The sequence below is a fragment of the Brachybacterium sp. genome, assembly GCF_052095815.1.
Classification (GTDB): domain Bacteria; phylum Actinomycetota; class Actinomycetes; order Actinomycetales; family Dermabacteraceae; genus Brachybacterium.
This window is the reverse complement of record NZ_JBQDLF010000014.1, coordinates 34,058-56,467: the sequence shown is the minus strand read 5'-3', so window position 1 is coordinate 56,467 and position 22,410 is coordinate 34,058. Positions and strand designations below refer to the sequence as shown.

General features: G+C 69.3%; 19 protein-coding genes. 10 read left to right on the top strand and 9 right to left on the bottom strand.

Annotated features, from left to right (window positions below):
* Positions 1-29 precede the first annotated feature (29 nt).
* Together ACTH43_RS07950 and ACTH43_RS07945 are read right to left on the bottom strand one after the other, a co-directional pair.
* A complete protein-coding gene (locus ACTH43_RS07950; protein ID WP_441444386.1) occupies positions 30-848 on the bottom strand; it encodes a hypothetical protein in 819 nt (272 codons plus the stop codon).
* Positions 849-918: 70 nt separating this feature from the next.
* Entirely contained in the window at positions 919-1,095 is a 177-nt protein-coding gene (locus ACTH43_RS07945) for a CopG family transcriptional regulator (protein ID WP_441444385.1), read from the bottom strand.
* 143 nt (positions 1,096-1,238) lie between these two features.
* Here ACTH43_RS07945 and ACTH43_RS07940 point away from each other — a divergent pair, with 143 nt between their 5' ends.
* From ACTH43_RS07940 to ACTH43_RS07930, 3 genes are read left to right on the top strand one after another with little or no spacing between them, the layout of a single operon-like run.
* Complete coding sequence (locus ACTH43_RS07940) at positions 1,239-2,345, top strand: NADH:flavin oxidoreductase/NADH oxidase (RefSeq protein WP_441444384.1); 1,107 nt, start codon at positions 1,239-1,241, stop codon at positions 2,343-2,345.
* A gap of 19 nt (positions 2,346-2,364) precedes the next feature.
* Positions 2,365-3,228 carry an SDR family NAD(P)-dependent oxidoreductase gene (locus ACTH43_RS07935; RefSeq protein WP_441444383.1) on the top strand — a complete coding sequence of 288 codons (864 nt, stop codon included), beginning with the start codon at positions 2,365-2,367 and terminating at the stop codon, positions 3,226-3,228.
* Positions 3,225-4,358: an AMP-binding protein gene (locus ACTH43_RS07930; protein ID WP_441444382.1), complete on the top strand. Its 1,134-nt coding sequence runs from the start codon at positions 3,225-3,227 to the stop codon at positions 4,356-4,358. Before ACTH43_RS07935 ends, ACTH43_RS07930 begins: the two co-directional genes overlap by 4 nt.
* Here the strand turns inward: ACTH43_RS07930 and ACTH43_RS07925 are convergent.
* Together ACTH43_RS07925 and ACTH43_RS07920 are read right to left on the bottom strand one after the other, a co-directional pair.
* Positions 4,339-5,733: an L-serine ammonia-lyase gene (locus ACTH43_RS07925; RefSeq protein ID WP_441444381.1), complete on the bottom strand. Its 1,395-nt coding sequence runs from the start codon at positions 5,731-5,733 to the stop codon at positions 4,339-4,341. The two genes, ACTH43_RS07930 and ACTH43_RS07925, sit on opposite strands and share 20 nt — an antisense overlap.
* A 53-nt stretch (positions 5,734-5,786) precedes the next feature.
* Complete coding sequence (locus ACTH43_RS07920) at positions 5,787-7,511, bottom strand: DEAD/DEAH box helicase (protein WP_441444380.1); 1,725 nt, start codon at positions 7,509-7,511, stop codon at positions 5,787-5,789.
* A 68-nt stretch (positions 7,512-7,579) separates the two neighbouring features.
* Between ACTH43_RS07920 and panD the strand changes: the two genes are divergently transcribed.
* The 5 genes from panD to ACTH43_RS07895 all read left to right on the top strand — a co-directional run bounded on the left by panD (position 7,580) and on the right by ACTH43_RS07895 (position 14,617).
* The gene (panD, locus tag ACTH43_RS07915) at positions 7,580-8,005 is read left to right on the top strand and encodes an aspartate 1-decarboxylase (RefSeq protein WP_441444379.1); all 426 of its coding nucleotides are present in this window, start codon (positions 7,580-7,582) and stop codon (positions 8,003-8,005) included.
* Between the two features lie 125 nt (positions 8,006-8,130).
* Positions 8,131-9,057, top strand: coding sequence for an AEC family transporter (locus ACTH43_RS07910; protein ID WP_441444378.1), 927 nt, complete (start codon positions 8,131-8,133; stop codon positions 9,055-9,057).
* Between the two features lie 240 nt (positions 9,058-9,297).
* Positions 9,298-12,258, top strand: a complete 2,961-nt coding sequence (gene leuS, locus ACTH43_RS07905; protein WP_441444377.1) for a leucine--tRNA ligase — start codon at positions 9,298-9,300, stop codon at positions 12,256-12,258.
* Between the two features lie 208 nt (positions 12,259-12,466).
* Entirely contained in the window at positions 12,467-13,648 is a 1,182-nt protein-coding gene (locus ACTH43_RS07900; protein ID WP_441444376.1) for a hypothetical protein, read from the top strand.
* Positions 13,649-13,735: 87 nt separating this feature from the next.
* On the top strand, positions 13,736-14,617 hold the full coding sequence (locus ACTH43_RS07895; protein WP_441444375.1) for a WXG100 family type VII secretion target: 882 nt from the start codon (positions 13,736-13,738) through the stop codon (positions 14,615-14,617).
* Positions 14,618-14,711: 94 nt separating this feature from the next.
* Here ACTH43_RS07895 and clpB read toward each other — a convergent pair whose 3' ends face one another.
* Entirely contained in the window at positions 14,712-17,378 is a 2,667-nt protein-coding gene (clpB, locus tag ACTH43_RS07890) for an ATP-dependent chaperone ClpB (RefSeq protein WP_441444374.1), read from the bottom strand.
* A 306-nt stretch (positions 17,379-17,684) separates the two neighbouring features.
* Between clpB and ACTH43_RS07885 the strand changes: the two genes are divergently transcribed.
* On the top strand, positions 17,685-19,082 hold the full coding sequence (locus tag ACTH43_RS07885; RefSeq protein ID WP_441444373.1) for a PrsW family intramembrane metalloprotease: 1,398 nt from the start codon (positions 17,685-17,687) through the stop codon (positions 19,080-19,082).
* Positions 19,083-19,233: 151 nt separating this feature from the next.
* On the opposite strand, the gene ACTH43_RS07880 is transcribed toward ACTH43_RS07885, so the two are convergent.
* From ACTH43_RS07880 to ACTH43_RS07865, 4 genes are read right to left on the bottom strand one after another with little or no spacing between them, the layout of a single operon-like run.
* Positions 19,234-19,677 carry an RNA-binding S4 domain-containing protein gene (locus ACTH43_RS07880; RefSeq protein WP_441444372.1) on the bottom strand — a complete coding sequence of 148 codons (444 nt, stop codon included), beginning with the start codon at positions 19,675-19,677 and terminating at the stop codon, positions 19,234-19,236.
* Positions 19,674-21,134 carry an amidase gene (locus ACTH43_RS07875; RefSeq protein ID WP_441444371.1) on the bottom strand — a complete coding sequence of 487 codons (1,461 nt, stop codon included), beginning with the start codon at positions 21,132-21,134 and terminating at the stop codon, positions 19,674-19,676. The genes ACTH43_RS07880 and ACTH43_RS07875 overlap by 4 nt, the downstream gene beginning before the upstream one ends.
* Positions 21,131-21,649: a low molecular weight protein-tyrosine-phosphatase gene (locus ACTH43_RS07870; RefSeq protein ID WP_441444370.1), complete on the bottom strand. Its 519-nt coding sequence runs from the start codon at positions 21,647-21,649 to the stop codon at positions 21,131-21,133. The genes ACTH43_RS07875 and ACTH43_RS07870 overlap by 4 nt, the downstream gene beginning before the upstream one ends.
* The gene (locus ACTH43_RS07865; RefSeq protein WP_441444369.1) at positions 21,646-22,014 is read right to left on the bottom strand and encodes a GNAT family N-acetyltransferase; all 369 of its coding nucleotides are present in this window, start codon (positions 22,012-22,014) and stop codon (positions 21,646-21,648) included. Before ACTH43_RS07865 ends, ACTH43_RS07870 begins: the two co-directional genes overlap by 4 nt.
* A gap of 24 nt (positions 22,015-22,038) precedes the next feature.
* Here ACTH43_RS07865 and ACTH43_RS07860 point away from each other — a divergent pair, with 24 nt between their 5' ends.
* Positions 22,039-22,404 carry a DUF952 domain-containing protein gene (locus ACTH43_RS07860; RefSeq protein ID WP_441444368.1) on the top strand — a complete coding sequence of 122 codons (366 nt, stop codon included), beginning with the start codon at positions 22,039-22,041 and terminating at the stop codon, positions 22,402-22,404.
* Positions 22,405-22,410: the final 6 nt, after the last annotated feature.

Below are 22,410 nucleotides of genomic sequence, written 5' to 3'. Positions count from 1 at the left end.
GCTGCCGCTCCCCCTGCCTCGAGGACAGCTCAGCGCAGCGGACGCTGATGGATCTCCAGGTGCTGCCCATCAGGGTCGGTGACGTGAACGCTGCGGAGGGCACCGCTCTCGACGACCTCCGCGGGATGCCCTGCCGTGGTCAGTCGAAGGGAGAGCTCGGCCAGGTCTCCGGTGGTCTCGAAGCCAAGACGCACCTGCAGCACATCACCGAACTCGGTGCCTGTCGACCGAGTCCTGCGATCCAGCGGACCGGGCTTGTGCAGCCCGAGCACACCCGCCCGCCCGGGGCCTCGCAGAGCGAGGAACCATTCATCGTCCGGCCCGTCAGCGCTGAACCCGAGCGGAGCCGCCCAGGTCGCGTCCCGGTGGAAGTCGTCACTGGAGAGCACTGCGGTGACAGTGAGCCGCGGATCCGGGGAGCTCGCGTCGTGGCCGCGGTACCCATAGAGGTCGATCTGTTCCTCGTTGAGCGCCACCTGCTCCCCCGCCGGTCCGGTGACAACCCCCTGCCGACCATAGGTCTCATCCCATACGTCCACCTCGTACCCTGCCGTCTGCAGGGCATGCGCCGCCACGTCGGTCTCTTCCACTGCGAGGCATAGATCGGTGTCCCCACTGCGCGCACCGGTCGCGGCACCAGCTGCCGCGTGCACCATGACCCGGCCTGCCCCGGCGACGAGCTCTCCGAAGCCGTCCTCTCCCGCAGTCACCGTGGGCGTCATCCCTAGCGTGCACAGGAAGTCGATCATCGCGGGCACATCGGCGCTGAATCTCAGCGGGAGCACGGTCATCTCGGGCACCGCGCCGGGCACGGCGGACTGGGGACTCATCTCGGTCTGGGGGCTCATCTCGGTCTCCTCCTCAGGGAACGGTCTGTCAGGGAACGGCGCGGGCGGGGCACCCATGCTCGGCTCGCGCTCAGGCATCGTCGCCACCGGCGGCGAGTTGCATCCGCAGAGCCTGTTCCACGAAGGCGCTGAGGCTCAGCGATTCATCGATCGCCCGATGCTTGACCTCGATCACGAGATCCTTCGGCAGGTACACGTTGAACTGCACCTTGGGGGTTCGGGGCACGTTCGGCTCATCCTCAACCATGCAAGAATGCTAGCATCATAGATCACTCGATTGAAGAGCAGGCGCAAAGTCTCCGCTGTGGCGCCGTCACGTGGGAGGTCATGAGGAGCACCACGATGGGCGGCGACACGGGGCCACAGCAGAGGCGGCTAACGTAGGGGACCATGGTCCCCGATCCTGCCGCCACAGCCCCGGCGCTCCTCGCCCCGGCCCGCCTGCGCTCCCTGGAGATGCGCAACCGGATCTGGCTGGCACCTATGTGCCAGTACATGGTCGAGGCGGAGGACGGCATCCCCACGGACTGGCACCTGGTGCACCTGGGAGCTCGCGCGACCGGCGGTTTCGGGCTGCTGATCACCGAGGCGACCGCGATCAGCCCGGAAGGCCGCATCAGCCCCCAGGACACGGGCCTGTGGAACGACGAGCAGGTCACCGCCTGGCGACGGATCACCAGCTTCTGCCAGGGGCAGGAAGCGAAGATCGCGGTCCAGCTCGCCCACGCCGGCCGCAAGGCCTCCACCTGGCCGGCACTGCCTCGGTTCCGCAGGCGACGCGGCACGGTGCCGGAGTTCGCCTCCGGCTGGCGCGCCGTCGGCCCCACCTCGGATCCCTTCCCCGGGCTCGACGCCCCGGATGCGCTGAGCCGTGAGGACATCTCCCGGGTGGTCGCAGACTTCGTGGCTGCGGCCCGACGTGCGGAACAGGCTGGCTTCGATGCTGTCGAGCTCCACTTCGCTCATGGCTATCTGGTCCATGAGTTCCTCTCCCCGCTCGTGAACACCCGCGACGACGAGTACGGCGGCGACGGTCCGGGACGGCGCCGGCTCGCGCTCGAGATCGCCTCCGCAGTCCGCGAGCAGTGGCCCGCCGAACGTCCTCTGATCGTGCGCATCAGTGCGACCGACTGGATCGACGGCGGCTGGGACATCGAGCAGTCCCTCGACCTCGCCCGCGAGCTCGAGGGCGTGGGAGTCGACGCCCTGCACGTCTCCACCGGCGGCGCCGTGATCGCGGACATCGCGGTCGGACCGGAGTATCAGGTGGGCTTCGCGCGCACCCTGCGCGATGCAGTGTCGATGCCGGTGGCAGCCGTGGGCCTGATCACGGACCCCGCCGGCGCCCAGACCGTGCTCGAACGGGGCGATGCGGACTTCGTCGCCGTGGGTCGTGCCGCACTGCGTGAGCCGAGCTGGCCGCAACGTGCCGCTCATGAGCTGGGGGTGCGCGATGCGGCGCTGTACCCCGGTTCGTACCAGCGGGGTTCCTGGTGAGCCTCCCCGCCAGCCGACGATGATCCTGATCACCGGAGCGACCGGCGGGATCGGCCGTGAAGTCTGCCTCGCACTGGCCGCACGAGGGGAACAGCTGGTGCTCACCGCCCGTGACAGAGACCGGCTGGAGGCCCTGGCCGCCGAGGTGCGGGCCGCCGGAGGAGGCGCCCGGGTGCTCCCCTGCGACCTGCGCGACCAGCAGGCAGTCGCCGGGCTCGCCGAGACGGTCCTGTCGGAACACGGCACACCGGAGGCGGTGGTCTCCATCGCCGGGCACTCCCTCCGCCGCACCCTCGAGGAGAGCTTCGGCAGGCCCCATGACCTGGTCCGGCTGACCGGAACGAATCTGCTGGGGCCGGCCGCCCTGATGCTGGCGATGCTGGAACCGATGTGCGCCACCGGCACTGGCCGCGTCATCGCCGTCACCAGCGCCTCCACCCGGATCCCCACCCCCGGCTGGGCCGCCTACGGGGCCTCGAAGGCGGCGCTGGACACTTGGTTGCGAGCGGTGCGACCCCAGGCCGCGCGCCATGGGGTGCGGATCGCGATCGTGGAGCTGCCGCTGGTCGCCACGGCGATGGCCGCCCCGACCTACGGCAGCTCGCCCCGCGGCGCGCTCGCTCCCGCGGACGCCGCCCGCCGGGTCCTGCACGCCCTCGATGCGCCCCGCACCCTGCTCTCCCCGCCCTGGGCACGCGCCGGCGCGGTCCTCGCCCAGGCGGCGCCCACTCTGTCCGCCGCCGCTGCGGGCCGGGCCGGGGACCTGATCCAGCGTCTCGCCTCACGAGGGCGCATGGGCGTCGGAGCCGGCGGCCCCGGAGGGCTCACGGGTGAAGAGCCCACAGGTGAAGAGCCCACCAGTGGGAGGATCGGTCCACGATGAAGCTCCTGCGTCCTTCGAGCGCCCTGCGCACCCGACTCTCCCTGCGCCCTCGCGCGGTGGTGCTCCTTGACCAACGGGGTGCGCTGACCGCCGGTGAGCTGCTCGATCAGGTGCAGCTGCACCGCCGATCACGCGGGTCCGCGGCCCAGCCGGGACTCGGTGCACTGCCCGCCGCTGCGTCGCTGCGCCAGGTGCTGGTCACCGCGCTGTCCGGGAACGGGATGCTCGAACTGCGTTCGAGCGGCAGCACCGGGCTGCCCCGCACCCAGCGTCGCGGCCCGCTCACCGTGGCCCAGCTGTCCACCCTGGCCGATCTCGGCCGACGGATCGGGATGCGGCCCGGTCAGAGGATCGCCTGCGCGGCGCCGGGGGTCCACGGCCACGGACTGCTGGTCTCCTTGGGCTCACTCGCCCTGGGAGCCACGCTCGTGGATCTGAGTCATCTGCCGGGCCCCGAGCGGGTAGCACTGCTGCACCGGAGCGCACCGGACCTGCTCACCGGCGTCCCCGTGCATCTGGTGGATCTCCTGACCGCGGACCGGGCGCTCAGCCGGGGACAGGCGCTGCGCATCCCCCGGGTGGTCTCCGGCTCCGATCAGCTATCCTCCGAGCTCCGCGCGGATCTGGCCCGGCATTTCCGGGCTCGTGTGCATGACGTCTACGGGACGACGGAGACCGGCTCGCTCACGGTCGACGGCAGGCCGCTGCGCGGGGTGCGGCTGCGCGAGGCTGACGGCCTGCTGCACGCCCGCACCCCGTTCACTGCAGGGCGCGAGCTGATCACCGATCGTGGAGAGATCTCTGAGGAGGGCATCGTCCGAGTGCTCGGACGTGCAGACGGCACGCTCTCCTCAGGCGGGATGGTGCATGACCCCGCTGCCGTGCTGCGCCTGCTGCGGTCCCAGCGCGGGGTGCTCGATGCGCGCCTGCGAGTGGTGCCGGATGAGCGTTTCGGGGTGAGGACCGTGGTCGAGGTGCAGGTCGCAGGAGCTGAGAGGGGGACGGCGCCCCGCGCGGAGGAGCTGCGGGCGCTGGTGCGCGACCGGCTGGGGGCGGCGTCGGTGCCACGTGAGGTGCTGCTCAGGAGTTCGGGACCGCTCCGCTCAGGCCTCAGCAGTCCGGAACGCTGACCGGGACCGCGGTGACCGCGAGCCCGCCCATCGCGGTCTCCTTATAGCGCGAGTTCATGTCCTTCCCCGTCTGGCGCATGGTCTCGATGACCGTGTCCAGGGAGACGAAGTGCTCGCCCGTGCCGCGCAGCGCGAAGCGGGCAGCGGTGATCGCTTTGACTGCGGCCATGGCGTTGCGCTCGATGCACGGGATCTGCACCAGACCCCCGATCGGATCGCAGGTCAGGCCCAGATTGTGCTCCATCGCGATCTCGGCGGCGTTCTCCACCTGGGCGGGTTTGCCGCCCATCGCCTCACAGAGGGCGGCCGCGGCCATCGAGCAGGCTGAGCCCACCTCGCCCTGGCAGCCCACCTCAGCGCCCGAGATCGAGGCATGCTCCTTGTACAGCGAACCGATCGCCCCGGCGGTGAGCAGGAAGCGCACCGCGATCTCGTCGGGGTCCACCCCTTCGATGTAGGTGGTGGCGAAGTACAGCACCGCCGGGACGATGCCGGCCGCGCCGTTGGTGGGCGCGGTGACCACACGTCCCCCGGCGGCATTCTCCTCGTTCACCGCGAGTGCGGCGAGCGAGACCCATTCGAAGGCGTTCATCGGCAGCCGTACCGGGTCTTCGGCCGAGAGCGAGTCGTACCAGGACGAGGCGCGACGCTTGACCTCGAGACCGCCGGGCAGGATGCCTCCGGTGCGGGTGCCCCGCTCGATGCAGTCGTGCATGGCGCGCCAGATGGTGAGCAGCCCGGCGCGGATCTCCCCGTCGCTGCGCCACTGGCGCTCCCTCAGCAGCATCGCCTCGGAGACGGAGATCCCGCGCTCCTCGCACACCCGCAGCAGCTCGTCGCCGGTGGTGAAGATGGTGAGTCCCTCGTCCTCGGCCGCGACCTCGGCGATCGAGCGGTCCATGTCCGCCTCGTCGACCACGAATCCTCCACCCACGGAGAACATCGGGCGGCGCAGGAGCTCCTGGCCCTCGGCATCCAGCGCGATGAAGGTCATCCCGTTGGAGTGCTGGGGGAGGAACGTCAGCGGGTGCAGCACGATCGAGGAGGGCCGCAGGGCGATCGCGAGGGTGCCGTCCAGCAGCAGCCCGCCCTCGGTCTCGATCTGGGCGACCCGTTCACGACCGGCCACCGGATCCACGGTCTCCGGATCAGCGCCTTCGAGGCCCATCACGACCGCGTCCAAGGTGCCGTGCCCCACTGCGGTGGCGGCGAGAGAGCCGTAGAGATGGACCTCGACATCGGCGACACGTGGGCCGAGCTCCGGATCACCGAGCACCTCGCGCGCGAACGTCCCTGCGGCCCGCATCGGCCCCACGGTGTGCGAGCTCGAGGGCCCGATACCGATCTTGAACATGTCGAAGGTACTGATGCTCATCGCGTGCCTCCTCGGCGCTTCACCTGCTCGTCATCGAGCCATGGTTCCGTCGTTCATCGTCCTCCACGTCGACGCGGGGCGCGAGTCGGCGCGCCGGAGCGTCCACGCCCCTGGCCCTTGCCGGTGCCTTCCGAGCCTCGTCCGGTGCCGGTGGAGCGTCCGCGGGCCTCTCCCCTGCCCGTGCCGGCAGAGCGCCCGCGGTCCCCCGCCTTACCCCTGCCACCAGTACCGCCGGTGGAGCGGGCACCGCTCTGACGGCCCCGTTCCTCCGGGGCGTCGCCATCACGTCCCCGGCCTCCGCCGCGGCGGGCCTGGCTCTGACCCTGGCCCCGGCCCTGGCCCTGGCCCGAACGAGTACTGCTCTGGCCCGAGCGTGCGCCGCGCTGCCCCGAGCGGGCATTGCCCTGGCCCGAACGAGCACCGTCCTCGCCATCCGGATCCTCCCAGGAGGCGCGCCGCTCCTCGTTCGCACGCCGCTCCTCCGCCTTGCCGGCGTCGGCCCCACGGTGGCGGTTGCGCCCCAGGTCGAGCTTGCGCGGCGCGCCCTTGTACTTCACGGTCGCCGGGTCCTCCGCCGGCTCGCCGGCAGGCGTCCTCCCACCGAGCTCAGAGAGGGCAGGAACCTCTGCGGAGTCGACGTCGTCGGCCCAGGTCGGTTCGACCTTGGCTCCCGCGAGGACGTTCCGGGTCTTCGCGATCTGGTGCGGCAGGGCGAGCGTGACCACACTGCCGGTCGCTCCGGCACGTGCGGTGCGCCCGGAGCGGTGCACGTACTCCTTGACGTCATCGGAGGGGTCGACGTGCACCACCATCGTGACGTCGTCGATGTGGAGGCCGCGGGCTGCGACGTCGGTCGCGACCAGCACCGGATAGGCCCCCTCGCGGAAACCGGCCAGCACGTTGGTGCGCAGCCCCTGCTGCTTGTTGCCGTGCAGGGCTGCGGCACCGATGCCGACCTCGACCAGCTCCTGCGCCACCCGCTCGGCACCGAGCTGGGTGCGCGTGAACATCAGCGTGCGTCCCTCACGGGCGCCGAGCTGCGCGGTGACCTCACGCTTGGCGGACGGGGCGATGGCCAGCACGTGGTGATCCATGGTGGCCACCGCGGCGGTCACCGGCGTGGTCTCGTGGCTGACGGGATCGACCAGGAAGTTATCGACGATCTGCTCGACCTGCCCATCCAGGGTGGCGGAGAAGAGCATCTTCTGGGTGCCCATCGGGATCGCCGCGAGGATGTCGCTGACGTCCGGCAGGAAGCCGAGGTCGGCCATGTGGTCCGCCTCGTCGATGACCGTGGTCTCCACCAGGTCCAGCTGGAGCGCGCCGCGCTCGGCGAGATCGATCAACCGGCCCGGGGTGGCCACCACGATCGACACGCCGCGGGCCACCGCGTCCGCCTGCTTCTCGATGTTCATGCCGCCGGCGACCAGCTGCGCCTTGATTCCCACGGCCCGAGCGAAGGGGTGGATGGTGTCCACGACCTGCACCGCCAGCTCGCGCGTGGGCACCAGCACCACCCCGAGCGGACGCTTGCGATGCATCTTGCGACCGCGGAAGCGGGAGGTCATCGCGAGCGTGAAGGCGAGGGTCTTGCCGGAACCGGTCTCGGCACGGGCCAGCACATCACGCCCGGCGAGCGCGTCGGGAAGGATCACGGACTGGATCTCGAAGGCGCTCTCGAGCCCCTGCTCGGCGAGGACCCCGAGGAGCTCATCGGGCAGCGCCATGTCCTCGAACCGCTCGGAACGGCGTGCTGAACTGCGGCGGGCCTTGGGCATGGTGATCCTCCTGACGAAACGGACGTCTCCATCATCCAGCATGCGGGCGTGATGAGAGAATAGGAGCGATGTTGCGCACTCTGATGACCTCGAAGATCCACCGAGCCACCGTCACGCAGGCAGACCTGCACTACGTGGGTTCGGTGACGATCGACCCTGCCCTCACGGAGGCCGCGGGTCTGGTCGAGAACGAGCAGGTCACGATCGTAGACATCACCAATGGCCACCGCCTGATCACCTATGTGATCGAGGGCGAGCGCGACAGCGGAGTGATCGGCATCAACGGCGCCGCAGCGCATCTGGTCACCCCGGGCGACCTGGTGATCATCATCGCGTACGGGCAGCTGGACGAGACGGAGGTCTCCACGCACCGCCCCCGTGTCGTCCATGTCGATGCGCAGAACCGCATCGTGGGCCTCGGCTCCGACGGCGCCGAGCCGGTTCCCGGCAGCAGCGATCAGATCGACGGCCGCACCTCGCACGGGATGCGCTGACCGCTGCCGCACCCCCTGATGTCCGGCGATTGGGCCGCGCGTCCGGCGATTGAACGACGGAACCCCCTTTCCTGCTGGCCGTCTAGGATCAGTCCGGTGATCACGTCTTCCCTCCTCCCGCCGCTGTGAGCGGGGTTCTGGCCGGCTTCTTCATCGTCTGGTCCATGATCGGTGTGGGCTGGGTGGTCGGACGCACCGGAGTTCTCGGTCCGCACGGTCGCTATGTGCTGAACTGTTCAACCTTCTTCGTTGCCTCCCCGGCCCTGGTGCTGGTGGGGCTGCTCGAGTCCGATGTGCGCGAGGTGCTCTCGCTGCCGATGGCCGTGGCCGGCATCTCGGGGCTCGCCACCGGCGCGATCTTGATCATCGCGGTGGCGCTGTTCACCAGACGTCGAGGCGCGGACCTGGTGATGACCGCGATCAGCGGCTCCGTGGTCAACGGAGCGAACATGGGCTTCCCGATCGCCCTCTATGTGCTCGGCGACATCTCGCACGCACTGCCTGTGATCCTGTTCCAGCAGGCGGTGTACACGCCGCTGTACCTGTTCGTGCTGCATCGGGTCACCGAGAAGGACTCCTCTGGCCCCGCCGGAGTGCTGCGCAGCATCGTCGCGAACCCCACCATCATCGCCTCCGCCGTCGGCCTGCTCCTGGTGCTGGCGGGGGTGAAGATCCCGGCGGTCGCGCTCGAGCCGATCCACTCGTTCGCGGACATGGCGATCCCGGCGATGCTGCTGGCCTATGGGCTCTCCCTCTACGGCTCGCGGCCGCTGGCGAAGGCTGACGGCTATCGCGGGCTGATCGCGGTCGCCTCGGCCTCGAAGCTGCTGCTGATGCCGGTGATCGCGCTGGGAGTGGGGCTGCTGCTCGGGATGCGGGGCGCCTCGCTCTACGAGGTGGTGGTGATGGCCGCCCTGCCCACGGCGCAGAACGTCTATGTCGCTGCAGCCCGCTACCGCGCCTCGGAGAACCTCGCCCGGGACACGGTGCTGATCACCACGATCGGGACCGTGCTGGTGCTGCTGCTGATCTCGGGCCTGCTCGGGGTCTGAGCACTCCCCGAGCACGCTCGAGGGCACGGGCCCCGGCGCGGTAGGATGACCCCGTGACTCGACGGCTCCTGCTTATGCAGCCGCGTCGGACAAGGCCCGCGCCCACCCCGCGCTCCTGAGAGCGTGCCGGTGCGCACATGAGGCACCGATGCGGCTCCCCTCGCCTGCGCGAGGGTTTTTTCATGTCACGAGACGCCTGGCGGCAACCGCCGCACTGATCCTTCGGAGGACGATTCACCCATGAGCGAGGCCCCGCACCGCTACACCGCCGCCGTCGCGGACGAGATCGAGCGCCGCTGGCAGCAGCGCTGGGACGAGGACGGCACCTTCCACGCCGACAACCCCGTCGGCGAGCTGCGCGGCTCTGCCGAGTCGATCGAGCAGGCCGCCGCCACTTCCGGCGGCGCCGCCGCCGAGAAGATGTACATCATGGACATGTTCCCCTACCCCTCCGGGGCAGGGCTGCACGTGGGACATCCGCTGGGATACATCGCGACCGACGTGGTCGCCCGCCATCAGCGGATGATGGGCAAGAACGTCCTCTACACGATGGGCTACGACGCCTTCGGCCTGCCCGCCGAGCAGTACGCCGTACAGACGGGCACCCATCCGCGCATCACGACCGAGTCCAACATCGCGAACATGCGCCGCCAGCTGCACCGGCTGGGCCTGTCCCATGACTCCCGCCGTTCGCTGGCCACCACCGATCCTGAGTTCGTGAAGTGGACGCAGTGGATCTTCCTGCGGATCTTCGACTCCTGGTACGACCCCGAGGCCCCGAACGCCGACGGCATCACGGGACGGGCGCGGCCGATCGCCGAGCTGCGTGAGGAGCTGCGCGGCGGCACTGTGGATCCGTTCGCCCTCGCCGACCGCCAGGGCATCGAGCTGCCCGAGGGGTGGGCGGGCCGCTCCCCCGCCGACGTCACCGCCGCCACCGACGCCGAGCTCACGGAGCTGGCCGACTCCTTCCGCCTGACCTACATCTCCGAGACCCCGGTGAACTGGTGCCCGGGTCTGGGCACCGTGCTGGCCAATGAGGAGGTCACCGCCGAGGGCCGCTCCGAACGCGGGAACTTCCCGGTCTTCACCCGCCGGCTGCGGCAGTGGAACATGCGGATCACCGCCTACGCGGACCGCCTCATCGATGATCTGGACCGGGTGGACTGGCCCGAGTCGATCCGCGCCATGCAGCGCAACTGGATCGGACGCAGCCACGGCGCGCAGATCACGTTCCCCACCGCCGGCCTGTCCTCAGCTCCCGAGGCATCCTTCGACGTGTTCACGACCCGTGCGGACACCCTGTTCGGCGCGACCTTCTGCGTGCTCTCCCCCGAGCACGCGCTGCTCACGGATCCCTCGTCCCTGCCCGCAGCATGGCCGGAGGGCACCGAGGAGTCGTGGACCGGTGGCACCGCCACCCCGCGGGAGGCCGTGGAGTCCTACCGGGCACGTGCCGCCTCTCTCGACGAAGACGAGCGGACCGCGGACGATCGCGAGAAGACCGGCGTGTACACCGGGCTGACCGCGACGAACCCGATGGACGGCCGCGAGCTGCCCGTCTTCACCGCGGACTACGTGCTGACCGGCTATGGCACCGGCGCGATCATGGCGGTCCCCGCCGAGGATGAGCGAGACTTCGCCTTCGCCACGAAGTTCTCGCTGCCGGTGATCCGCACCGTGCAGCCGCCTGCTGATTTCAACGGCGGCGCCTGGACCGGAGAAGGCCAGAAGATCAACTCCGCGAACGCCGATCTGGATCTGAACGGCCTGGACAAGGACGAGGCGAAGGCGCGCGCGACCGAGTACGCCGAGGAGAAGGGCTTCGGGCGTGCCCGCACCACCTTCCGGCTGCGGGACTGGCTGTTCTCGCGCCAGCGCTACTGGGGTGAGCCCTTCCCGATCGTCTACGATCCGGCGGCGCCCGAGCTGCCGATCCCGCTGCCGGAGTCGATGCTGCCGCTGGACCTGCCCGAGGTCGCGGACTTCTCCCCCAAGACCTTCGATCCCCAGGATGCGGACACCGAGCCGCAGACCCCGCTGTCGCGCGCGACGGAGTGGGCCGAGGTCGAGCTGGACCTGGGCGAGGGTCCGAAGACCTACCGTCGAGAGACGAACACGATGCCGCAGTGGGCGGGTTCGTCCTGGTACCACCTGCGCTACATCGACCCCACCGAGGATGATGTCCTGGTGCGTGCGGAGAACGAGAAGTACTGGCTCGGCGCGCCCGAGGACGGCGGCGTGGGCGGCGTGGACCTGTACGTCGGCGGGGTCGAGCACGCGGTGCTGCACCTGCTGTATGCGCGGTTCTGGCACAAGGTGCTCTTCGACCGCGGCGACGTCTCCAGCCAGGAGCCGTTCCACCGCCTGTTCAACCAGGGCTACATCCAGGCCTTCGCCTACACCGACGCCCGTGGCGTCCACGTCCCCGCCGAGGAGGTCGTCGCAGGGGCCGACGGCACCTTCACCTACCAGGGCGAACCTGTCACCCAGGAGTACGGGAAGATGGGCAAGTCGCTGAAGAACGCGGTGGCACCGGATGACATGTACGAGGAATACGGCGCCGACACCCTGCGCGTGTACGAGATGTCGATGGGACCGCTGGACCTCTCACGGCCCTGGGAGACCCGCGCCGTCGTCGGCTCCCAGCGCTTCCTGCAGCGTCTGTGGCGCCTCGTGGTCGATGAGGAGACGGGGCAGCTGACGGTCACCGACGACCCCGGGGACCGGCCCACGATGCAGGCCACCCACCGGGCGATCGATGGGGTCACCCGGGACATGGAGCGGATGCACTTCAACACCGCCATCGCGAAGCTCATCGAGCTGGTGAACCACCTGACCAAGCAGCTCACCGCCACCGGTTCCACGCCGCGTGCGGCGGTCGAGCCGCTGGTGCTGATGGTCTCTCCGCTGGCCCCGCACCTGGCCGAGGAGCTGTGGGCACGGTTGGGTCACAAGGGCAGCATCTCGCGAGTGGCGTTCCCGGTGGCGGATCCGGAGCTGCTGAAGGCCGAGCAGGTCACCTGCGTGATCCAGATCAAGGGCAAGGTGCGCCACCGCATCGAGGTGGATCCCGGGATCTCCGAGAGCGATCTCGAGGCAGCGGTGATGGCCGAGCCGCGGGTGCAGGAGCTGCTGGAGGGCCAGACCGTCCGCAAGCTGATCATCCGTGCGCCGAAGATCGTGAACATCGTGGTCTGAGCTGCTCGACTGAGCTGACGGCCCCGGGAATCCGTAGGACGGGTTCCCGGGGCCGTCTGCTGCTCGGGCTCTGCAGCCCGGCCTCTGCTGCCCGGGCTCTGCTGCCCGGGCTGTCCCGCGCCGCCGACGGTTCCTCCACATCCCTCGTCCATCCACATTCCCCGGCGGTGACCGACGTCCGCAGATCGTGATTGCCTACGGTCTCGCCATGAACACTTTCTGGGGATCCGAGACCGTCGCCCTGACAGAGCTGTCCGCCGAGTTTTCCACCGACGCGGCTCAGCTGGGGGCGGTGATCACCGCTGTTGCACGCACGGTGCACGCCACGGCCTGGTTCGGTCCGGACGCGGAGGATCACCGCCGGTGCACCGATGAGGTGGTCGACACCGTGATCCGGCTGGTCGAGAAGCTGCGGGAGCGCGGCCGGCAGCTCGAGGGCGAGGCCGCGGAGCAGGACGTCTGCTCCCAGCCAGACACCGCTCCCGGGGTGGCCGGAGATCCGCTCGGCGTGCGGGCGACCCCGCCCTGGGTCCCGGACCCGGCCGTGGGACTGCCACCGCTGCAGGGGAAGGGCGGCATGGAGTGGGGGCCGATGATCGGCGGTCCCTTCATGCATCCGGACCCGCAGCGTCTGGCGGATCGACTGCCTCGGCTGCCCGATCTGGACGAGCTCTGGCCGATGATCGGCGGTCCCTTCATGCGGCCGGACCCGCTGCGGACCATCCCCGCGCCTGCTCCGCTCCCCAAGGGAGAGGAGTTCGCGCTGGATCCCGAGATCCTCGCCGAGGCGCAGCTCGATCGGAAGCTCGGACTCGGTGCGATCCCCTTCGTCGGCGCGGCGCAGACGGTGATGGGGGTCCATAGCGGCATGGGGCAGATCTTCGACCGGACGGAGCAGAATCTCGAGGAGATCGGCCTCGGGGCACTCACCCCGGCGGTCTCGGTGGTGCGAGTGCCCCACACCGTCGCCGGGGCCGTGCTCGGGAGCGACTCCGTGCCGGGGCAGGTGATCTCCGGCATCGACCAGGGGCTCGCCAACGTCATGCAGACCAGCGAGGAGGTCTCCTCTGCGATCGGGGACGGCGACCTGGCGGGCATCGTGCGCGCCGGCGAACGCGGGATGTACCGCCATGCAGGTGCGATGGCGGACATCCTCGCCGCCACCCCGGTGCCGGCCATGTCCCGGACGGCCTCGGAGCTGATCGGCACGGGCGCGGATCTCGTGGAACCCGTCAACCCGGGGGCGGCCGCTCCGCTGCGCGCGATGGAGCAGTCGACCCTGGAGTACGGGCAGCAGTGGCAGCGCGGCCTGGACGGAATCACCGATCCGGAGCGCTACTACGACCTGCGCCGTGAGTACCTCCCGGCGCCCTGGGACCCGCAAGGGTGACGTCGAACAGCGTGTCTCTGGATCTCGTTCAGGGATGGGCAGTCCTCCCCATGGCGCACCCTCGTTTGAAGCGCGATCATGGTGGGTATGACCTTCTACGGTGCCGACACCGATCAGCTGCGCGACCTAGCGAGCCGGTTCAACGGCGCCTCGGGGCGGGTCGAGGAGCTGCTGACCTCGCTGCGGGGACTGGTCCATGCGGTGAACTGGGTGGGCCCGGACGCCGATGACTTCCGGTCCCAGTACGACATCGCCCATCAGCGTGGCATGAGCAGCGCTGCTCAGGTGTCCGATCGCGGAACCCTGCTCGAGGAAGAGGCCGACGAGCAGGATATGACCTCTTCCCCTGGTAACGGCGCGCACGGTGGCTGGAGCGCCAGAAGAGGGTCCGGTAACGGCTTCGGTGGAGGCGGCCCTTTCCCCGCCCCCGGCTCAGGCGACGACGGCTGGAAGGACTCCGCCAAGCACATCGCGAAGAATGTTGGCGAAAAGCTCTCCAGCATGGCCGAAGACAGCAAAGATGCGCCGCCGTGGTTGCGTCGCGTGGCAAAGATGGCACCGATCGCCGGCGCGATCCCTGACGTCGCAGAGGCAGTCGAGAGCTTGAAGGCAGGCGATACCGGGGGTGTGCTTGGGAACAGTGCCGAAGCTCTCGGAAGCGTGACGCCGCTACCACTCATCCAAGGACTCGCGACCGCCAACGACTTTACCGATGGACAGCTGCCAGGTAATCGATCATGGATGGAGACGAGCGGCAACTTCGCCAGCGATACTCACACCGCACGACTCGGCGAATCCATTGGGTCGAAAGTATCGGACGAACTCGGCATGGCGGAGGGAAGCACAGGGCGCAACATCATCACCTCTGGAACAGGTGCCGGAGCTGTTGGCGCGCACATGCTCCTCGCACCTGAAACCTTCGCATCCCAGCATATGACCGCAGCCGCCGACGCGTTGTTTGGGAACTAATCACACGAAGTCGGTTGCGCCCCGTGAATTCTGCCGGACGCCATTGGGCGGTGTCTTCTTTGTACAGAATGACACCGCCCAGGCGACTATCCGATCAACCCCCTGCGGCTGAAGCCCCGCTCGCATTCACCTCGGAGCCGCTGACTTCGGCCGTGAGATCTTCGGCAATAGCAAGATCCAACCCGGCTTCATCCTCACGCACGCCGACCTCTACACGCTGACCGTCGTGCACCTCGCCCTTCAGGATCAGCCGGGCCAGCCCGTCGCCGATCTCCTTCTGCACCAGGCGCTTGAGGGGTCGCGCCCCGTACATCGGGTCGAAGCCCTCCGCAGCGAGCCAGCGGGTTGCGGCCTCGTCCACTTCGAGGGAGATGCGACGGTCCCGCAGCCGTGCGGCGACCTCCTGGATCTGCAGGGTGACGATGCTGGTGAGCTGCTCGCGATCCAGGGCGTCGAACATGACGATGTCGTCCAGGCGGTTGAGGAACTCCGGCTTGAAGGAGGCCCGCACCACCTGCATCACCCGTTCGTGCTTCTCCTTCTCGTCGAGCAGCTGGTCCTGGAGCGCATGGGCGCCCAGGTTCGAGGTGAGGATCATGATCGTGGAGCGGAAGTCCACGGTCCGTCCCTGGCCGTCGGTGAGCCGGCCGTCGTCGAGAACCTGCAGCAGCACGTCGAACACATCGGGGTGGGCCTTCTCGATCTCATCGAGCAGCACCACCGAGTACGGCCTGCGGCGAACGGCCTCGGTGAGCTGGCCGCCCTCGTCGTAGCCGACATAGCCCGGAGGGGCACCCATCAGCCGCGCCACGGTGTGCTTCTCGGAGTACTCCGACATGTCGATGCGGATCATCGCCCGCTCATCATCGAAGAGGAACTCCGCGAGCGCCTTGGCGAGCTCGGTCTTGCCCACCCCCGTGGGCCCCAGGAAGAGGAAGGAGCCGGTGGGACGGTCAGGGTCGGAGATGCCGGCGCGCGCTCGGCGCACCGCATCCGAGACCTCGCCGACGGCACGGGCCTGTCCGATCAGCCGCTGACCGATGATCTCCTCCATCTGCAGGAGCTTCTCGGTCTCGCCCTGCAACAGGCGACCGGCAGGGATTCCGGTCCAGGCGGAGACGACATCGGCGATGTCATCGGGGCTCACGTGGTCGGCGACCATCGGCCGTTCCTGCTCGCCGGCGATGCCTGCCTCCTGCTCCTCTGCCTCACGCAGCTGATCCTTGAGCGCCGGGATGTCGCCGTAGAGGATCTTCGAGGCAGCGGTGAGGTCGCCTTCGCGCTGAGCCCGATCGGCCTGCATGCGCAGCTGCTCGAGCTGTGCCTTGAGGTCGCCGACCAGGTTCAGACCGGCCTTCTCCCGCTCCCAGCGTGCCGAGAGCTCCTCCATCTGCTCGGTGCGGTCGGCGAGCTGGGAGCGCACGGATTCGAGCCTGGCGATGCTTCCGGGATCCTCGCTGCCGGAGAGCGCGAGCTCCTCCATCTTCAGCCGGTCCACCTGACGGCGCAGGATGTCCAGCTCCTCCGGGGAGGAGTCCAGCTCCATCCGCTGGCGGGAGGCGGCCTCGTCGACCAGGTCGATGGCCTTGTCCGGCAGCTGCCGGCCCGAGATGTAGCGCGAGGAGAGGGTCGCTGCGGCCACCAGGGCAGAGTCGGTGATGGTGACCTTGTGGTGCGCCTCGTACTTGTCCTTGAGCCCGCGCAGGATCGTCACGGTGTCCTCGACGCTCGGCTCCCCCACGAACACCTGCTGGAAGCGCCGCTCGAGCGCGGGGTCCTTCTCGATGTTCTCGCGGTACTCGTCCAGGGTGGTCGCCCCGACCATCCGCAGCTCGCCGCGGGCCAGCATCGGCTTGAGCATGTTGCCGGCATCCATCGAGCCGTCGCCGGAGCCGCCCGCGCCGACCACCGTATGGAGCTCGTCGATGAAGGTGACGATCTGACCGTTGCTGGTGCGGATCTCGTCCAGGACCGCCTTCATGCGCTCCTCGAACTCACCGCGGTACTTCGACCCCGCGACCATCGAGGAGAGGTCCAGCGAGACCAGCCGCTTCCCGCGCAGGGAGTCAGGGACATCGCCCGCGACGATGCGCTGGGCCAGACCCTCGACCACGGCGGTTTTGCCGACGCCGGGCTCGCCGATCAGCACCGGGTTGTTCTTGGTGCGGCGCGAGAGCACCTGCACGACGCGGCGGATCTCGGTGTCTCGGCCGATCACCGGATCCAGCCGACCCTCGCGGGCGAGCTCGGTGAGGTCCACCCCGAACTTCTCGAGGCTCTTGAAGGTGCCCTCGGGGTTCTGCGAATCCATCTGGTTCATTCGATCATCTCCTGGGGTCAGCTGGGTGACGGCATCGCGAAGTGCTTGAGGGGTCGCTCCGGCGGCGGCGAGCAGCCGCGCGGCGGCGTCCTTGCCGAGAGCGATGCCGATCATCAGATGCTCGGTGGACAGGTAGGTGCGGCGGGCGGTGTCCGCCTCGCGCCGGGCCGCCTCGAGCGCATCGAATCCGGTGCCGACGAAGGTGGGCGAAGAGCCTCCGCTGGTTCGCGGCAGCGAGTCGATCGCCTGCGCGGCGCGCCGGACCACCTCGAGCGGATCGGCGCCGGCTGCGTCCAGGGCGGCACGGCCGATGCCGTTGTCCTGGTCGGCCAGGGCCCACAACAGGTGCATCGAGCTGATCTGCGGGTTGCCGAGCTCGACAGCCTTCTCCGCAGCCGCGGTGACAGCTTCCTGCGAGCGGGTGGTGAACTGGAATTCCACGATGCTCCTCTCCTGGGCGCTTCGGTCGTATGAGGCGTTCGATCAGATCAACGTCAACCAAGTTGAGTCTATTCCGCTCAACTCTAAGAACTTTCGTCACTCAAGGAACTTCGGACGGAGGACCCTCCGGGCATCCGCCAGTCGTCATCCACAACGGCCTTCCACAGCCCGGGCCTCTCCGCGAGAATGGGATCACACACCTGTAGCATCGCACTGGCACCGTGACTCGTCCGTCCAGGGGAACCGACGTCGACCACGAGCCGCACAGCGATACCTGACACCCCTGCCGCGAAAACAGAGGCCCTCATGTCCCAGCCCCCCTACCAGCAGCCTGGCGGCCAGTACATGCCCAACGGGCGCCCGCGCCCCGGTGCCACGAACTCCGCGCCCGGATCTCCGTCGTTCCAGTCGCAGCCGCGCTATATCGACTACGGCAACCCGCGCGCCTATGACACTTCGGTGCGGCCGGCGTCGGGCCTCACCGCTGCCCGTTTCGCTCCTGCGCAGATCCAACGACCCGACCAGGCCCAGCCGCAGTCGGCCTGGTCCACCCAGACCCGTCGGGTGCAGGAGGTCGCGCAGAACGCCACCCGGCTGCCGGCTGTGAGCATCATGGTGTGGCTCGCGCTGGTGGTGCTCGGCTTCTTCGTGCTGGTGGTCCTGGGCTGGTTCTTCCTCGAGTTCGTGATGACTGCGAGCTCGAGCCCGATCTGGTGGCCGGTCACGGCCTTCCTCGCAGGGATCTCCCTGCTCGTCATCGCGGGGATCATGTTCCTGGCGGACCGCTGGGATCCCCAGCCGCTGCCCCTGCTGATCATCGCGGTGTTCTGGGGAGCAGCGATCGCCGCCGGTCTCAGCTACATCCTGAACACGCTGAACTCGCTGCTGGTCTTCCTGGTCACCGGCAGCGAAGCAGCGGTGGCCTTTGCTGGCCCGGTGATCAGCGCGCCGCTGGTCGAGGAGACCACCAAGGGCCTCGGACTGCTGCTGCTGATGGTGCTCGCACGCCGCTACTTCAACGGGCCGCTGGACGGCCTGATCTACGGCGCCCTGATCGGCGGCGGCTTCGCCTTCACCGAGAACATCATCTACTACACCCGCGGGCTGGAGAGCATGGGCGCCGGGGGCGTGCTGTTCATGTTCATCCTGCGCGGGGTGATGAACATCTTCGGCCACGCGATCTACACCTCGCTCACGGGCATCATCGTCGGCTTCGTGGCGCGCAAGTGGGGCACCATCATGGGCTTCCTGGTGTTCATCCCCGCGCTGATCCCCGGGATGCTGATCCATGCGGCATGGAACTTCTTCGCCGGTCTCGGCGGCGGGATCCCGATCCTGCTGCTGATGTACGGCGCCAAGGCGCTGCTCTCACTGATATGGCTGATCACGATCGTGGCGTTGATCTGGGATGAATCCAGGCTGACCCGAGTCCGTCTGGGTGACTACGCCAACCAGGGCTGGCTCACCCACGAGGAAGTCGACATGCTCGCGACCTGGAAGGGACGGCGCGAGGGCAAGCGCTGGGCGGAGCAGATCGGTGCCAAACCGGTGATGAAGCGGTTCATCCGGGAGAGCGCCGACCTCGCTTCGATCCGTCAGCGGCTGCTCGCCGACGGCGCGAATCCCAAGGTCGTCGAGATCGAGCGGAACCTGCTCAGCCGGCTGACCTCCAACCGCCACGAGCTGCTCTCCTCCGCACGCTGATCTGAACCGGGCGCTCGCGCACCGGACGGGAGCCACCAGGGCCCCGCGTCATCGACGCGGGGCCCTCGTCATGCGGAAGCCCTGTGCTCAAGCCGCGTGCTCACTGGGGCTCAGGACCGGGCCTCACGACCGGATCTCAGGTCCGGAGCTTTCAGTGCCGGGGGTCGTGCTCGTCGTCGCCGCCTGTGGAGTCACGTCCTCGCAACCGGTCGAACTGTCGACGCTCCCGTTTGGTGGGCCTGCCGGTACCGCGCTCCCTCCGGGGCGGGGCGGCAGCGAGCTGCGGCGGCGGCTCCGGGCTGTGGTCCTCATAGACGGTGCGAGCGATCGGGGCACCCACCCGCTTGGTGAGGATCCGGGTGATGACTACGACCCGCTCACGCCCCGGGGAGCGCACCCTCAGCTCATCCCCGACCACGATCTTCTGGGCCGCCTTGGCCGGTTCACCGTTGCGCCGCACATGACCGCCGCGGCACGCCGCGGTCGCCGCCGAACGGGTGGGCATCAGGCGGGCGCTCCACAGCCAGACGTCGAGTCGGACGGTCTGCGGCCCGGCTCCTTCCAGCGACCCAGCCCCTTCCGTGGGAGTGCTCATGCGTGCTGCGGCACGCGCACCAGCGGCCACGGGTCGTGAGCCTCGAGCTGCGCGGCGACCGCGAGCAGGAGCGGCTCGTCGCCCGGCCGAGTGGCTGCCAGCTGCACGCCGAAGGGCAGCTCTCCGCCGTCGATCATCTCCCGATGGATCGGGACCGAGACGGCGGCGGTGCCGAGCATGTTCCAGGTGCTGGTCCACGGGGTGAACGCGCACTGGGCGAAGAAGTCCGCCTCGCCGTCGGAGAGCTGGAGCTCTGCAGGGAAGGCGGGGGGTGCGGCCAGAGTGGGGGTGATGACCAGATCGAACGGAGCGAACTCCTCCAGAGTGCGCCGGGAGAGCGACTGGACCCCGGAGAACGCCAGCGCCAGATCCACGCCGCTGTAGCTGCGGCCGCGTTCGCGCAGCCAGCGGGTCAGCTCGAGCAGCTTCCCCTCCTGCGCAGAGGTCAAGGGAATCGACGCCGCCCCGACGGACCACAGCGGCATGAAGGACTTCCAGTCCTCAGGGGTGAATGGGGCTCGGATCTCGACGGTCTCATGGCCGAGCCCGTGCAGGACCTCGAGGGCACGCTCGAGTCCCCGCAGAGCGGCCGGATGCACCTCGGTCTCCGCGGCCAGCGGCTCCCGCAGCACGGCGATCCGCAGCGGGGCCAGAGCCTGGGAGTCCTCCTCGAGGCGGGCGAGGTAGGAGCGTTCTGAGGCGCGCGAGGGGGTGAAGTCTCCCGTGCGCGGCCCGGCGATGAGGTCCAGCCCGGCGGCCGCATCCCGCACGCTGCGCGCGAGCACACCGTCGGTGCCCAGGCCCATCCCTTCGCTGCCGTACGGCCCGGGTGAGACCACGCCGCGGGAGGGCTTCACGCCCACGATGCCGCAGCACGCCGCAGGGATCCGGACGGATCCCCCGCCGTCGGAGCCATGCGCGAGGGGCACCACGCCGGAGGCGACCGCAGCGGCCGCTCCCCCGCTCGAACCGCCGGCGGTGCGGCGCAGATCCCAGGGGGTCCGGGCGGGCGCGCCGGTCGCCGGCTCGGTGTAGCAGGGCATGCCGAACTCCGGCGTCGTGGTCTTGCCGATGGTGAGGGTGCCGGCATCGAGGATCTTCTGTGCCACGCCGTCGGTCACGGTCGCGATGTTGCCCGCGAGGGCGGCGCTGCCGGCCTCGAAGGGGGCGCCGGCGACCTGGGTCAGGTCCTTGATCGGCAGCGGCACCCCGAGCAGCGGCAGCTGAGCGGCGAGGTCCGCTTCTCGACCGCTGCGACGCGCGTCGGCGAGCCGCTCGGAGACGGTCCGAGCCTGTTCCCGGGTGAGGTCCTCGAGCAGGTGGGCGAACGCGCCGGTCTCGGCACCGACGCCGCGGGCCGCCTCGAGAGTCCGTTCGGCGAGCTCGAGGACGTCGAGCTCTCCGCTGCGCAGGGCGGCGGCCGTCTCGAGCGCGCCGCGCGGCTCCGCGGCATTCATCGCTGCTCCCGAGAGTCGACCGAGCGCGCGCCGGCATCGAGCTGGGCGCTGACATGGTCGATGATGCCGCCCAGCGCCTCGTCGATCTGCTCCCAGGTGATCTCGAAGTCGCTCTCGTCGCCGTACCAGGGGTCACGGATGCCCGTGTCCTCGACCGGAGCCGGCGCGAAGTCCCGCACCATCCGGACCGTCCTGTCGGCCTGCTCGCGACCGAGCACGCGCTGGAGCGGCCCGACATGGTCATGGTCGAGAGCGAGCACGAGGTCGGCGCGGTGCAGCTCCTGCTCATCAAGCTGGCGTGCGCGATGGCTGACCGCATCGATGCCATGACGGCGCAGCAGGTCGCCGGCCCGCGGATCGATCGGATTTCCCACCTCCCACCCGGTGGTGCCCACGGAGGCGACCTCGGCGCGGTCGCCGAGGCCGGCCTGGTCCAGGGCCTCGCGCAGGGCGTACTCGGCCATCGGCGAGCGACAGATGTTGCCCGTGCAAACGGTCAGGATCCGGTATGTCATCGGCCCTCCTGGTCGCGAACGGGGGCCGGGTTCTCCAGCAGGTCGGCATAGTCGGGGTGGCGGTCGATCCATCCCTTGACGAACCAGCACGTGGGGCGGATATTCAGCCCTTGGCCGCGGATATCGTCCAGGGCGTAGCGCACGATCGCGGAGCCGATGCCCTGACCCGAGCGCTCGGGAGCGACGACGGTCGAACGGAGATCCCGCACCTGTACCCCGAGGCCGTCTCCGGCACCCGGTGGCAGATCCTCGTCGCCATAGGCGAGGACAGCGACCAGCTCATCGCCGTCGAGTGCCTCATAACGGTCACGGTCATCATCGTGGACCAGGCGCACCGCGCCAGGTCCGGCGGAGGTCTCATCCATGCCGGTCACGGTACACTGCCGGTCATGCCTCCGCCCCTGATCTGGCACATCACCGAACTGCCCACCTGGGAGGCAGCCGTTCGGTCAGGCTCCTACACCCGCGCGACCCGCGGCCGCGACCTGGCCGAGGAAGGGTTCCTGCACGCGTCCTGGCCGGAGCAGGTCTCGAAGGTCGCCAAGCGGGTCTATCCGGATCGTCCCTCGGATCTCGTGATCCTGGAGATCGACGTGGCTCGAGTGGAGGCCGCCGGCATCGCGGTGGACATCGAAGCGGATGTGGACGGCAAAGGTCGCGGTTACCCCCATATCAAGGGACCGTTGCCCGTGAACGCCGTGGTGCGGCTGCGGCGCACCAAATGGATCGGCCGTGAGTTCGTCGTCGTCGCCTGAATCACG